Raw genomic sequence first — 13,563 nt, forward strand, 5'->3', positions numbered from 1 at the left:
GAAAGGTTCAACATGACTATCGGGTACTCCCATTTCTGTCACTGCGGTAGCGTTCAAACCAGGCCAGTATGTTGTCGACTTTTGCGATCAACCGCGACGGCTTGCCGGCGATACCGTGCGGCGAGCCCGGTACGCGAATCATCATTGCATCCACTTTTCTCAGTTTGAGTGCCTGATAAAACTGCTCTGTTTCGGAAATCGGTGTTCGTTGATCTTCCTCGCCAGTCAGGAGCAGTGTCGGCGTACTCACATTGCCGACCAGTGACAGCGGCGATCGCTCCCAGTAATGCTCCGGTTCCTCCCAGGGCATGCCGGGAAACTGGTATTGAATCTGATAGATGGACGAATCAGCCGTGAGGGTTTTGGAAACCCAGTTGATCACCGGTTTAGCAACCGCGGCCGCGCGAAAACGATCGGTAAGCCCGATAGCGTAGGCACTGGCAATACCACCTGCAGAGCCACCCGTAATGAACAGGTTGTCGGCATCAACAAAACCTCGCTCGATCAGCGCATCGATACCCGACATGTGATCGGCAAAGTCCTCATCGCTCGAGTATTTGTACTGCAACAGCAAACCGAAATCTTCGCCGTAAGACGAGCTGCCGCGGTGATTGTCGTAGAAAACCACGTAACCTTCTGCCGCAAAGCGCTGCATCTCAGCCGAAAAGTGTGGTCCGTAAGCGAGATGCGGGCCGCCGTGAATTTCGAGTATGAGTGGGTATTTTATTGCCGGGTCGAAATCTGGCGGCGTCAAATACCAACCCTGAATCGACTGACCATCAAAGGATGACTCGTACTCTATTTCGTGCAGCTCAGCCAGATTGCGGTTGGCAAGCAGGTCGTCATTCAGTGCGGTCAATGTTCGCGAACCGCGGCGCGTCGCCACGGCCACATCGGCGGGTCGGTACGCTGTACCGCGGGTGTAGACGATCGTGCCATTGTCTGACATCGAATAACCGCCGCTGGTGTAAGGCCTGCCTAGCGTCGTACCTCCCAGATCGTCGGCGATGGCAGTCACTTCACCATCAAGTGACACCCGCGCCAGTATTCTTGCGCCCCGATCGTCATAGCTGATAACGAGGCTGCGTCCGTTAGCTGCCCACACCGCACTGTTGACGGAACGATCGAGCGTGCCTGTTACTGCCCGATCGTTGCGGCCATCAGCATCCATAACATGCAATACCGCGTTGCGATAAGGCACACGCTCGCTGTGCTGATACAGATAGGCAATACGGCGACCATCGGGCGACAACTGCGGTTCGGATTCATCACCGGCCCGATCAGTGACTCTTTGCAGTTCGCCGTTGGCAAGCGTGACTGACCAGAGGTCGCTTTCCATTGGCTCGAATTCCCAATCAGGATTGCGATTGGCAGAAAAATAGATGCGTTCACTGCCGAGCGACCATGACAGCGGCCCATTGTGGTTGAAATCGCCACTGCTTAATTGCCGTGGTGTGCCGCCGTCAGATGGAATGACAAAGACGTGTTGGTGAGCAGGCTCGATGAAGCCCGCACCGTCACGCCGGTAAGTCACGCTGTCGATGGCTCTAACGGGCTCGGACCACACAGCGCCTTCTGGTTTGGCGGGCGGTTTGGCGAGCGGCATTGTGTCCTTCATGACCGGCATGACGAAAGCCAGTGTCCGGCCGTCCGGCGACCAGCTCAGTGCCGACGGGCTTTCGCGTAATGTCGTCAGCAGCGCCGTGCGGTTGCTCTCCAGCCAATGCACGTAGATACCAGTGCCTTGTTTGGTACCCCGCAACCACGCTATTCGGCGCCCGTCCGGTGACCACAAGGGTGAGTTGGCGCTTTCGAGCCCGGACAGGAGTGGTCGTTGCTCGCCACTGTCGATGTCGATCAGCCAGAGACTCGAGCGCGTCGAGTCCGACATGATGTCGTTCGAGCGACGCTCATACACCAGTTGCTTGCCATCGGGCGAAATTCGGGGATTGTTCGCGTACTCAAGTTCAAAGACATCTTCAGAGGTGAAGTGGCCTGGTGCCGCATTCGCGATACCCAGCGTCAAGACAAACGTTACGCAGATAAAAATCAGTTTAGTCATGCACGAACCCCGGAGTAGTAAACCAGCGGGTTGATCGATTGCTCACGTACGCAGATCCACCCGACGAACAGCTGTTCAGCCTCGCAAATAATCGTCGCTCTCTTGTTCAGCCAGTCATCGCGCCGAGGTGCCCACATATCGATCTCTTCGACATCGCCGATGCACAAAGCTTCGTGCGGAAGATTGGCGGGGATGACGACGACTTCTCCGGGTCCGACGTCGCGCACGTCGTCGCCTTCAGCACCAAAGCTGAAGCGCATGACACCGGAAACGACCTGGGTGATTTGTTCGTTGTGGTGGCTATGGCGTGGCACAAGAAACCCGTCCTTGAACCAGATACGAGCAACGGTCATCAGTTCGCCGGTGATGATGCGCCGTTGCATCATTGGACTAACGGTTTCCAGCGGAACAGTATCCCACCTCAACAATTCGGCCGTTGCCATGTTCTTCGCCCCCCAGCAGAAATACGAACGTTGCTCGACGCGACTAGACTGACATTCTGGCCGCTGAACGGCAACCGCCTATTCGGCGGGCAGTCGCAAGCCGATCAACAACGGATCGTGATCGGCGGCACGCCACGGCATATCCGGATCGAACAGCTCAGGGTCGCGAGCAAACTCGAGGTTGTAGTCGTACAGCGGTGCTTCATCGGCATTGATGTGCCATTCGGCCGCACCGCTGATGTACTCGGCAAGTGACGACGTCGCGAAGGCATGGTCCAGTGCCCCTGATTCGCCACGGTAAACCAGCGACCAGGCACCGTCGCCAACGTGTTCCCGCAGAAGGTTCGTTAGCCCGCCAGCTTCCATCGCCAGAATCGGATCCTCGTTCATGTAGGCATTGAAATCCCCGATCGCCAACGCGAGCTGATTGCCGTTGCGGGTCGGGTCAGACGCCAGCCAGTTGACCAACGCGTTGGCGGCCAGAGTACGGCTCTTATTGCAATTTGCCTGGCCGTCACCTCGATCCGGATCGTCATCCGCATCGCAAGGTGAGCCCTTTGACTTTAAGTGTGCGACCGCTACAGCAAACGCCGCGCCGCCTTCTTTCGCACGGAAACTTTGCGCTACAACAGGCCTGTTACGGTTATCGTCGAAGTCCGGATTGACGCTGCTATCAAGCACTGCGAATTCGCCGACGGTTTCCACCGTATCCGCTCTGTAGATCAGCGCGACCTGAATGGCGTCGTCTCCAACTGTGCCTGTGCGTACCGCAGCCCAGCCTGGCTTGCGTTCATTCAATGCGCTCAGCAAGTCGTCCACCGAAACGTTGGCCGAATTCTCCAGCTCCATCAGCCCGACGATGTCCGCGTCGAGTGCGTTGATGGCTGCCGACGTCTTGGCCCGTTGCCGATCAAGCTCCGCGGCCGAATCCGCCCCACGGCAACCGTCTTTTTGCAGAGGCCCACAGACAGCATTGCCGCCGTCAATTTCGGCGAAGTAATTCAACACGTTGAAGCTCGCAATCAGCAGGTCGCCGCCGACATCGGGTTTCGCCGGGCGTGGGTTTCGATTGGTAAACAGGGGCGTCGAAGTCGGCAACAGGCGCCACGTCTGCGTGCCATTGCCGCCACTACCCCGGCTGAACCGAAGCACACCGGACAAGGGCTGAAGTTCGTCACCCACCCGCAACGGAAAATCCGGGGCGAATTCGCCATTGACGTACTGCGTCGGTTTGGCGTTCTGCACAGCACTGCCGTCATCAAGAAACAGCGAACGCGCAGCACGTTGCAGCTTATGGGCCTCGTAGCCCGCAATATCGGGGCGGTTTCCGGACGTAAACTGCCTCTCTCTGGGCTGTGTCGACAATGTAAGCTCGCCGTAACGTTCCAGTCCGTGCAGGTCTTGCACGTACATCGGATGGCTTAGCGTTACCGGCATGCCTTCGTACGCTTCCAGGTCGGCGATGGCTTCGCCGTCAATGTTGGCAACTGTGGCTGCCGCAGGCAATTTGAGCGGCGTAAACCGTACTTCTCCACGACCGACAGTCCGCACAAGTTGTGCCGCAATTTGCGTCTCACCGAAATGCTCGGTCACTTTACCGGTCACTTGAACGCGATCGCCGACCGTCACGTCAACGCGCTCGGCGTTCCGATCGAAAATGAATATGCCATCGGATGACAACGGATCGCCATCGGGTTCGGCATTCAAAAGGTAAAAACCACCCAGCGACCTCACAGCATCGTCGTCGTCATCCTGAAAATCGCCGCTGACGATGCCACTCACAGTAACCCGTTGCCCGTCATAGGGGCTGTCAGTGCCGGTACCCTGCACGGCTGACGGCGGCAAGGTTTCACTGTCCGCCTCGTCCGGCGTGCAGCCCACGATTAAAACAGTGAGTAGCAACAATTCGACGTACAAACGCATGATGGCACCTCATCGACCCGCATCAGGGTCCGGGGCTGCTCTTATACCATGTGCAGATGATGAACCAACCTTGCCTTGCGGCGCATGGACCGTCCTGTATAGAGTGGTCGGCGTGTGGGCACGGTTTTTTTCTGTGCAAAATGCACAACGCACCAGCAGCGGGCCAGCCAACCGGTAGTTCGCGTTGCGCAACCAGTTGCGTCCTTCGGCATTACTGGCTGCAGATTGATCAGTCGCGCCGAATTGCCGTCTTACAGGAAGAACAGCATGTCGAAATTCCAGTTCCAGAATCGCAACGGGCAAAATTTGACCGCAAACCTTGAACTGCCCCCAGGCGGTCAGTGGCAGACCACCGCGCTGTTCGCGCATTGCTTCACCTGCTCGCGCAATATCAAAGCAGCTCGCAATATTTCGCGCGCTCTCGCCGAGGTCGGATTTGCTGTATTGCGTTTTGATTTCACCGGTTTGGGGGAAAGCGACGGCGACTTTGCGGACACCACTTTTTCGAGCAATCTCGACGACCTTGAAGATGCCGCCAAATGGTTGTCCAGCAATCTGGCGGCGCCGCAACTGCTCGTTGGGCATTCACTGGGCGGCGCTGCGGTGCTCGCTGTCGCGGAACGGCTAGATAGTGTGAAGGCTGTCGCAACGTTGGCAGCACCGGCCAACGCAGCGCACGTACTGAAGCAGCTGGGCGATAACCTCGACGCCATTGAGCGCGACGGGTCGGCGGAAGTTCAGCTTGCCGGTCGTCCATTCCGTATTCGCAGGGATTTCGTCGACGATGCCCGCCAGCATTCGCTGGATGAACGTTTGCACAATTTGCGTCGAGCGTTGCTGGTGATGCACTCCCCTACCGACCAAACCGTCTCAGTCGACAATGCACAGAAAATATTCACGACCGCACTGCACCCGAAAAGCTTTGTCAGTTTGGACAATGCCGACCACCTGCTGGCAGACGAAGCGGATTCGCAGTACGCCGGCGCGGTGATTGCAACCTGGTCGCGTCGTTTTCTGCAGGTCGCTGAACCGGCCGCGACTGAGCAAACGATTGTCTACGGCCGCACTGACGACCAGTTCCTCTGCCGCGTACAAGCGGGCCGGCACAGCCTGCTGGCAGACGAGCCGCAAACAATGGGCGGCTCCGATCTGGGTCCTGACCCGTACAAGTTTCTGGCCGCCGCGCTCGGCACCTGCACGGTAATGACACTCAACATGTATGCGCGCCACAAAAAACTCCCGGTTGAACGCGTCAGTTGCGAGGTATCACACGACCGCATTCACGCCGAAGACTGCGATGATTGCGAAACGACCAGCGGCAAGGTTGATCAGCTTACGCGCGTGATAACGCTGGAAGGAGACCTCAATGATGAGCAGCGTCAACGCATGCTGGAAATAGCGGATCGCTGCCCGGTACACCGAACCCTGGAAAATGAAATTCGCATCGAGAGTCGCCTCGACTAGCAACCCGGCGCCCCGTGGTAAACCCGCTTGGCTAAGCCTGAGTTCGCAAGTCTGCGCATGCTCTACGCTCACAAACCGGGAACTGTGGCTGCTCTGTTTGGTAGTTAGCTCTAGCAGGGCTGAGGTTTGTACGGTGGCGGGCAGTTGTATGTGCACGCTGAACAACAGTTTTGTTCAAAGAGCACTTGCTCATTCTCTAATCGGGCATTGAGCCCCCAAGAATAAAGCAAAGCGAGTTTTGCCAGTTATGGGGAACCTAGTATAGCGGCCGGCCGAATCGCATCAGTCAGGTACGCGGTCAGCGCGAAACCTCGACGAACGAGGAAAGAAACTCCAGACCCTTGCGCAATTGTTTCCGGTCCATGGACTCAGGAGACGTCTGGTGAAAATCAGCGACGACCCAGCGCACCTCGTGCAGGTCGCAATAGGCCCATAACAGCCGTCCGATACGGTACACATCACTCCGGCTACCGCAATGCGGGCAGCTGCGCAGCTCGCGGCGGCGACTCAGCGGAAATGGCACGATGTTATCGACGTAGAGCGTCATGCGGGGTCCTGATTACTGACATGCTGGTATGATCGGATGCCTGTCCGCTACAACACCGTGATGTGGCTCTCAGCCAGCGCTGCCGACTGCTACTTTTTGCCCGTTATGAGAACTGTGTCGCGCACGGTAAACAGCATAAACAGGACCTGACCGACACTGACGCCGCACGCGAAACCCCTTACTGTTCAAGCATCAGGAGCACCACCATGATTCACCGAATCCCCGCCGTACTGGCCGCTGGCATGCTACTGGCAGCCAACGTCGCAGCGCAGGACGAAATTCAGTTCAAATCCACGCAACTCGGCACCGGCCTCTACATGCTGGAAGGCGTTGGCGGTTTCAGTGGCGGCAACCTCGGCTTACTGATCGGTGACGACGGCGTTGTGCTGATCGACGACGGCCTCGAGCCGCTCGCCGGCAAAACGCTCGCGGCGGTCCAAAAAGTGAGTGGCGCACCGGTTGATTTTGTCATCAACACACACGTGCATTTCGATCATCTGGGTGGCAATGCCGCATTGCATCAGCATGGCGCGACCATTGTCGCGCACGACAGCATCCGCCAGCGCCTGCTTGACTCTGACGCCGCAAGAGACGCGTTGCCCGAACTCACCTTCGCGGAAGAAGTCACCTTTCACCTGAACAACCACAAAGCACGAGTGCTCCACGTAGAGCACGCCCATACGGACGGCGACTCGATCATTCATTTCGCCGAGGCCAACGTCATTCACACCGGTGATGCGATGTTTAATGGCCTGTTCCCGTTTATTGATCTGGATTCCGGTGGCAGCGTGGACGGATACATTGCCGCACAGAATCTCTTACTCGGCATGTCGGATGCGGAAACCCGCATTATTCCGGGCCATGGTCCGCTCGCCAACCGCGGCGACCTCATCCGGGCGCGCGATATGCTGGCTGATGCCCGCGATCGTATCCAGGCACTGCTCGACGATGGCGCCACGGCCGAGGAAATTCTTAGCCAAAACCCGCTCGCGGACTATGCCGAGTGGAGCTGGGATTTCATCACGACTGAGCGCATGACAGAGCAGCTGGTGCGTGGACTCTCAGAAGGGCATTAGACGCTTCGACAGGACCAGACAGGACGATGGCAGCTTAATTGGGTAGACTTTCGCAAAACAACTGCGGGGGCAATGTCCAATGGGTGATTCGAAACTAGTCAAGGCCAGCCTGGTCCAGCGAGCGCTCGGCGCCGTAGAACGTGTCGGCAACAAGCTTCCCGACCCTGCCGTTTTATTCATTGCCCTGCTGTTTATAGTCTGGGTGCTGTCGTGGCTGTTGTCCGGCATCAACTTCGATCTCGTCGACCCGCGTAGCGGCGAGCCGTTGCGGGTTATCAACCAGCTGTCGGGCAACGCGCTAACCACCTTCTTCAGTGTGATGGTCACCAACTTCACACACTTTCATCCGGTAGGCGTTGTGCTCGTTGCCATGCTCGGTATTGGCGTCGCAGAGCACACCGGGTTCATCAACGCGGGGCTGCGCGCGATGATGGCGGTAACGGCACGTTGGCTGTTAACGCCGATGGTCATACTGGTCGGCATCGTCAGTCACACAGCCGTGGATGCGGGCTACGTACTCGTGATCCCACTGGGCGGCATCATCTTCTACGCAGCGGGTCGTCACCCGCTCGCCGGCATAGCGGCCGCGTTCGCCGGCGTTTCCGGCGGCTTTTCCGCCAACTTCGTGCCGTCCGCGCTCGATCCCATGCTGCAGGGTATTTCGCAGGCCGGCGCCCAGATTCTTGACCCAGCCGTCGTCCTGAACCCTCTCAACAACTATTTCTTCACAACCGCATCATCACTGCTGATCGTGAGCCTTGGCTGGTTCTTGACCGACAAAGTCGTTGAGCCTCGTCTGCAATCCACCGCCGTCGATGGCGACGTCTCCGATCTGCCAACCATGGAACCACTGGCCGACCACGAACGTCGCGGCTTACGCATTGCAGTGATCGCCATGCTGCTCGGCATTGCACTCCTGATCGCCACGTCCTTACCGTCCGGCTCAGCATGGCGCGCGCCCGATGGTGAACTGACCTCCGGCGCCGCACCGTTAATGAAGTCCATCGTGCCGCTGATTTTTCTGTTGTTCCTGCTCCCAGGCATCGTCTATGGCGTGTCATCCGGCAGCATCAAGAGTTCACGCGACATGATTGCGGGCATGACGAAAGCCATGACCGGGATGGGCTACTACCTCGTCATCATGTTTTTTATTGCGCAATTCATTTACGCGTTCGGCCAGTCCAACCTCGGCGTATTGCTGGCACTGGAAGGTGCGGAAATACTGAAGAAACTGGCGCTGCCGGGTGGCATCACGATTGCTGGCATCGTCTTGTTAACGGGCATAATCAATCTGTTCGTTGGCTCGGCGTCAGCCAAGTGGGCATTGCTCGCTCCCATTTTCATTCCGATGTTAATGCAGCTCGGAATTTCGCCGGACCTCGCGCAGGCCGCGTACCGGATCGGTGATTCCAGTACGAATATCATCACGCCACTGATGCCGTACTTCCCGCTGGTCGTCGTGTTTTGCCAGCGTTACGTGAAGTCAACCGGGATCGGCACAGTGACCGCCATGATGTTGCCGTACTCCGTGGCCTTCCTCGTACTGTGGACGATCTTCCTGCTGCTCTACTGGGCGCTAGGCTTGCCACTTGGTCTGCAAGCCACTTACGGTTATCCGGCCTGAAAAAAATCGCCCGGCACACCGCGTGTGCCGGGCGGTTGTCGTTTTAGCCCATAGCCAGACTGTACAAAACTCAGCTCTTCAACGCTTCCGTTACGGCACGATGACCCTGGGTGATGGCCGAGTTGGTGGTCGCCTGCACGCCGGCATCGGAATTCGCTATCGTGATACGACCGTGCGGCTGACGCGCCTTGTACCAGGGCGTCTGCTTCGGATCAGGCCATTCCGGTTCCCACAACAAGTCATTGCTGTACGAATAACCGTGTGCCCAGCGATTGACCGTAATCGCGTGAATGTCGCGCTCGGCATCGAAGCCCGCACCTGACAGCGCCTGGTCCAGCTGATCGCGGACGTGTCCTTCGTAGACCGAGAACGGCGTCCCCAGCAAGTGACGGCGTCCTGCCCGCCATTGTTCCGGTCCCTGAATGTCAGGGAAGTGCTTCACATGGCACATGTGCAAGACCATCGGATCGTCCGGCGTCTTGCCGAATTCGTAGTTACCTATGGACACCGGGTAGTCCAGTTCAACCTGCTTGAAAAAGTCGTTCGTGTAGTACACGAAATCAAGGCCGAGTTCGGCGAACGGCCGCCAGTTTGGTATCAGAACTTTCGTGTACACCAGCGGCACTTTGACGTTGTACGCAAGACCCTCTTTCTGCTCGGCCGGTAATTCGGGGCAGATGTAAGGCACCACACTGTTGTAGCACGCCATGATGCAACGCTCGGCACGGACGGTGTATACGTCATTGCCGTGTGCATAGGTGACATCCACGTTGTCGTTGCGACCCGTGTGCCGGACGTTGACGACCGTACTGTTCAGACGAATACGCGTACCTTGCGATTCGCGATCGAGTTGAGAATAGTCAACCCGCGCGGTAACGACATCTTCCATCGTGCTGCCGGGCACCGCATCCGGAATTAACTTGCGTACCAGCAGTCGCGCGACCGAAGCATTGCCATCAGGGAAGTGAAAAATATACGGCTCATCACCGCGATAGCCAACGCGCGGCAAGGTGTGCGTCAAGCCCGGCATACCACCGTCGTACGATTGCACGGAGGTCGCTGGAATCTCGTCGATACCGACACACCAGAAACTCATGCCCCAGCGACGGTACATTTCCAGTACCTGTTGATCGACCTTTACCAGATCACGCAGGAATGCGTAGTAGCTCATTTTGCTGAGCTTCGCGATTTTCTCGTCGCGACTAAGACCCGGCAGGTAATCCCGTTCATCCGTCCACACGCGTATAAGATCTGCACGCGCTTTGTCATTCATCGGCGTCTGCGCGGCAAACTCCTGCCACGGAATCCGGTTGTAGCCACCAACGAGCTTTTGCTCGCCATAGGTTTCCTTGTCGAAAAGAATACCTTTGCCGAGCCCCATGGATGAATACAGCTCCTGATGATAGAGCTTGTAGAACTTCTGCGTGTCGATGCCAACATCGACCAGCATGTCTTTGGCAACCTGGCTGTAGGACGACGGTGTATCGATTGACTCGGTGCCGCCATAACCGATGCGAGTCTCGCCATTGATGGAAAACTCATTGCGTTTGGCGTGACCGCCGAAGTCATCGTGATTATCTATAATCAGAATCCGGGCATCGGGCTTTTCCTTGCGATAAAAATGCGCGGCAGACAATCCGCTGATGCCAGCCCCGACTACAACCAGATCGAATTTCTCGTCGGGGCGAGGTGCTTTGAAATCACGACCCGCTACTCGTGCGTGCATGGTTTCCCACGCGCCATCGTGGCTACCGCGCAACCCGGTTTTTGCGGGTGGATAGTAGTCACTGGAAAGATCAAACGGCGAACCACTCGCAGCCAACAACTCAGACCACGGCCCGACCATCGATGCGCCAATCGCTATTTGTGTACCGTTCAGAAAATCGCGTCGCGTTACCTTGTCACTCATTGTCTCCCCCCCATGCACAACCTGCGCATGCCTGCCCTTCACTGTACGAAATCGGCGGAAGCAAAAAAAGCTCTCAATTCCCAAGTAAAACCCAACTCAATGGTTTCATTCGAATCCTATGCGTCGTCACCTGATATCCGGTCCGCTGCTATAGTGAGTGGCCGTATGTCCTGCAAAGGTCAGGTCGAATCATGAGCAGAAACTTTTTCTGGGTTGTCATTTGCGGCTTCGGCGCGCTGCTGTCGGCCTGCAATGGCGAACCCACTGTGAGCGCCGATGAGACAGCCGATCTCGTTCTCACCAATGCGCGCGTCTACACACTCAACTGGGACGATCCGGATCCGCAAGGCAAGCCGGCGGCCAATGCACCGTTTGCCAACGGTCAATGGCAACCGGATGCCGATGCTATCGCGGTAAAGAACGGACTGGTGCAACGGGTTGGCAACACCGCCGACATCGTCAAGCTGGCTGGCACGGAAACAACGGTAATTGATCTCGCCGGCGCCACGGTTATTCCGGGGCTCATCGAAAGTCACGGCCATTTCAACGAACTGGGAGAGATGGCTGTACGGGTCGACCTGAACGGCGTCACGACCATAGAAGACATGGCAAGCCGCGTCCGCGCGAGAGCGATGCAAACACCCGCGGGTGAATGGGTTGTCGGTGGCGGCTGGGACGAAGGCGCGTGGGCCGATCAACTGCCAAGCAAGGCGGCGCTGGATCGGGCTGCACCAGATCACCCTGTCATGCTCAAGGGAAGGCGTGGTTTCGCGATCGTCGTTAATCAACGTGCACTGGACATTGCCGGCATAACTGCAGAAACCGAATCGCCCTCGGGTGGCGACATCGTCAAAGACAGTGACGGGGAGCCGACCGGTGCGTTTCTCAATCGCGCACAGACGATGATTTACGACGCGATGCCAGAAGCGACCCTGGATCAGCAGAAGCGCATGTTGTTGCATGGCCTCAATGAAATTGCCGAAGCCGGCTACGTCAATGGTCATCATGCTGGCATCTACGCCGACTACATGCCCGCGTACGTCGCACTTGCCGAGGCTGGCGAGTTGCCGATACGCGTTGAAGGCATGATAGCCGCGCGTCCGGAAAACATGCCCTTACTCGAGCAATGGATTAGCACAGGCCCAACGCAAGATCGCGAAGCGTTTTTTCAGGTACGCGGCGTAAAAGCATATTACGACGGCTCACTGGGTTCGCGTGGTGCGAGCATGCTGGACGACTACTCTGATATGCCCGGGCACAAGGGTATCGCCGGTTCTGCTTATGGCTTTCCCGAAGAGGCGGTTACCGAAGCCATTGCTGCCGGATTCCAGGCCGGTGTTCATGCCATTGGTGACGGCGGCAACCGCGCCGTTCTGGATTTCTACGAGCGGGTCATTGGCAACGATCCCGCTGCTCGCGGGCTCCGGCATCGGGTGGAACACGCACAAATTGTTCATCCCGATGATTTTGCGCGCTTCGGCGAATTGAACCTGGTTGCTTCGATGGAACCCGGCCACGCCGTCGAAGACAGTCCGTGGGCCGAAGAACGGGTCGGCCCGCGACGCATACTGGGCGGCTACGCCTGGCGCACGATGCGCGAGAACGGCGCGGGCCTGATATTCAATTCCGACCTGAGCGGCACTGACTTCGATATTTTCTATGGACTGCACTCGGCCGTGACCCGCACGAACCTCGACGGCGAACCACCAGGAGGGTGGTATCCGGCACAAAACATGTCTATCGAAGAAGCCGTACGTGCTTACACAAGCTGGCCTGCCTGGTCTTCCATGCGGGAGGATCTGACTGGAACGTTAGCTGCCGGCAAATGGGCGGATATTACTGTGCTGTCCATCGATCCGTTTCAAACGGCGGCGGAAGACCCGCACCGTCTCCTGGATGGCAAAGCACTGATGACCATCGTTGCCGGCAAGCTTGTCTACGATGGCCGCAAGTAATCACTAGTCGTCGCTAATCGCCGAAACGGTAGCGCAGATCGAACAGGTTGAAGCGCAAGCCGTGGTGCAAAGCCACCAGCCGCTCCGGATAACGCTGCCGGCAACTGGCGCGCGCGTCCTCGCGGTGCATGGAAATAAATTCGCGTTGCACGTCCGGGTTGTCGATAGTGCCAAACGCCTGCTCGTGTATGGTCGCGTCTTCGGCAGCAAAACATTGCTCGTACAATTGTTCCTGTGCCGGGTCTGCCACGTTGACCTCACCCGGCAAGGCAAACTCCGGATTAAACGATACGTCAAACAACAACAGGAACAAGCCGATGGGCACGGCCAGCAAGACGACTTTCGCTATACCGTTCATAGTGGCGCTGCGCGATACCTGTTGCCTGAACCGAAACACATCATGGTGACGGCATTTTGCCATTCAGGCCGAGCCTTTGCCGCGCGAATACGCTTTCAGATGATATGGACGCGGCCCCAAGCGCCACTATCTCGAGGCGAGACGGCTGCACTGGCACATCGACCGAGCAGGTTTCTCCCTTGCTGCAGGGCTGAACTCCGCT

The 13,563-nt window shown here is 57.5% G+C and carries 10 protein-coding genes; 4 read left to right on the forward strand and 6 right to left on the reverse strand.

Features of this window, described 5'->3' with window-relative positions:
* Nucleotides 1–16: 16 nt before the first annotated feature.
* The 3 genes from AC0L8N_RS04185 to AC0L8N_RS04195 form a co-directional block, all read right to left on the reverse strand.
* Nucleotides 17–2,062 carry a prolyl oligopeptidase family serine peptidase gene (locus AC0L8N_RS04185; RefSeq protein ID WP_473666318.1) on the reverse strand — a complete coding sequence of 682 codons (2,046 nt, stop codon included), beginning with the start codon at nucleotides 2,060–2,062 and terminating at the stop codon, nucleotides 17–19.
* Nucleotides 2,059–2,505 (reverse strand): cupin domain-containing protein, encoded by a 447-nt coding sequence (locus AC0L8N_RS04190; RefSeq protein ID WP_473666319.1) that lies wholly within the window; start codon nucleotides 2,503–2,505, stop codon nucleotides 2,059–2,061. The genes AC0L8N_RS04185 and AC0L8N_RS04190 overlap by 4 nt, the downstream gene beginning before the upstream one ends.
* 78 nt (nucleotides 2,506–2,583) lie before the next feature.
* On the reverse strand, nucleotides 2,584–4,428 hold the full coding sequence (locus tag AC0L8N_RS04195) for an ExeM/NucH family extracellular endonuclease (RefSeq protein ID WP_473666320.1): 1,845 nt from the start codon (nucleotides 4,426–4,428) through the stop codon (nucleotides 2,584–2,586).
* Nucleotides 4,429–4,695: 267 nt separating this feature from the next.
* Between AC0L8N_RS04195 and AC0L8N_RS04200 the strand changes: the two genes are divergently transcribed.
* A complete protein-coding gene (locus AC0L8N_RS04200; protein ID WP_473666321.1) occupies nucleotides 4,696–5,892 on the forward strand; it encodes a bifunctional alpha/beta hydrolase/OsmC family protein in 1,197 nt (398 codons plus the stop codon).
* Nucleotides 5,893–6,190: 298 nt separating this feature from the next.
* On the opposite strand, the gene AC0L8N_RS04205 is transcribed toward AC0L8N_RS04200, so the two are convergent.
* Nucleotides 6,191–6,439, reverse strand: a complete 249-nt coding sequence (locus AC0L8N_RS04205) for a hypothetical protein (protein WP_473666322.1) — start codon at nucleotides 6,437–6,439, stop codon at nucleotides 6,191–6,193.
* Between the two features lie 206 nt (nucleotides 6,440–6,645).
* Between AC0L8N_RS04205 and AC0L8N_RS04210 the strand changes: the two genes are divergently transcribed.
* Both AC0L8N_RS04210 and AC0L8N_RS04215 read left to right on the forward strand, forming a co-directional pair.
* Complete coding sequence (locus AC0L8N_RS04210) at nucleotides 6,646–7,515, forward strand: MBL fold metallo-hydrolase (RefSeq protein ID WP_473666323.1); 870 nt, start codon at nucleotides 6,646–6,648, stop codon at nucleotides 7,513–7,515.
* Nucleotides 7,516–7,594: 79 nt separating this feature from the next.
* Entirely contained in the window at nucleotides 7,595–9,139 is a 1,545-nt protein-coding gene (locus tag AC0L8N_RS04215; RefSeq protein WP_473666324.1) for an AbgT family transporter, read from the forward strand.
* 70 nt (nucleotides 9,140–9,209) lie between these two features.
* Here AC0L8N_RS04215 and AC0L8N_RS04220 read toward each other — a convergent pair whose 3' ends face one another.
* Nucleotides 9,210–11,048, reverse strand: coding sequence for an NAD(P)-binding protein (locus AC0L8N_RS04220; protein WP_473666325.1), 1,839 nt, complete (start codon nucleotides 11,046–11,048; stop codon nucleotides 9,210–9,212).
* Nucleotides 11,049–11,239: 191 nt separating this feature from the next.
* On the opposite strand from AC0L8N_RS04220, the gene AC0L8N_RS04225 reads away from it, so the two are divergent.
* Nucleotides 11,240–13,003, forward strand: coding sequence for an amidohydrolase (locus tag AC0L8N_RS04225; RefSeq protein ID WP_473666326.1), 1,764 nt, complete (start codon nucleotides 11,240–11,242; stop codon nucleotides 13,001–13,003).
* Nucleotides 13,004–13,016: 13 nt separating this feature from the next.
* On the opposite strand, the gene AC0L8N_RS04230 is transcribed toward AC0L8N_RS04225, so the two are convergent.
* Entirely contained in the window at nucleotides 13,017–13,424 is a 408-nt protein-coding gene (locus AC0L8N_RS04230; RefSeq protein WP_473666327.1) for a hypothetical protein, read from the reverse strand.
* Nucleotides 13,425–13,563 lie beyond the last annotated feature (139 nt).

The sequence above is a fragment of the Woeseia sp. D3-10 genome (assembly GCF_055809415.1).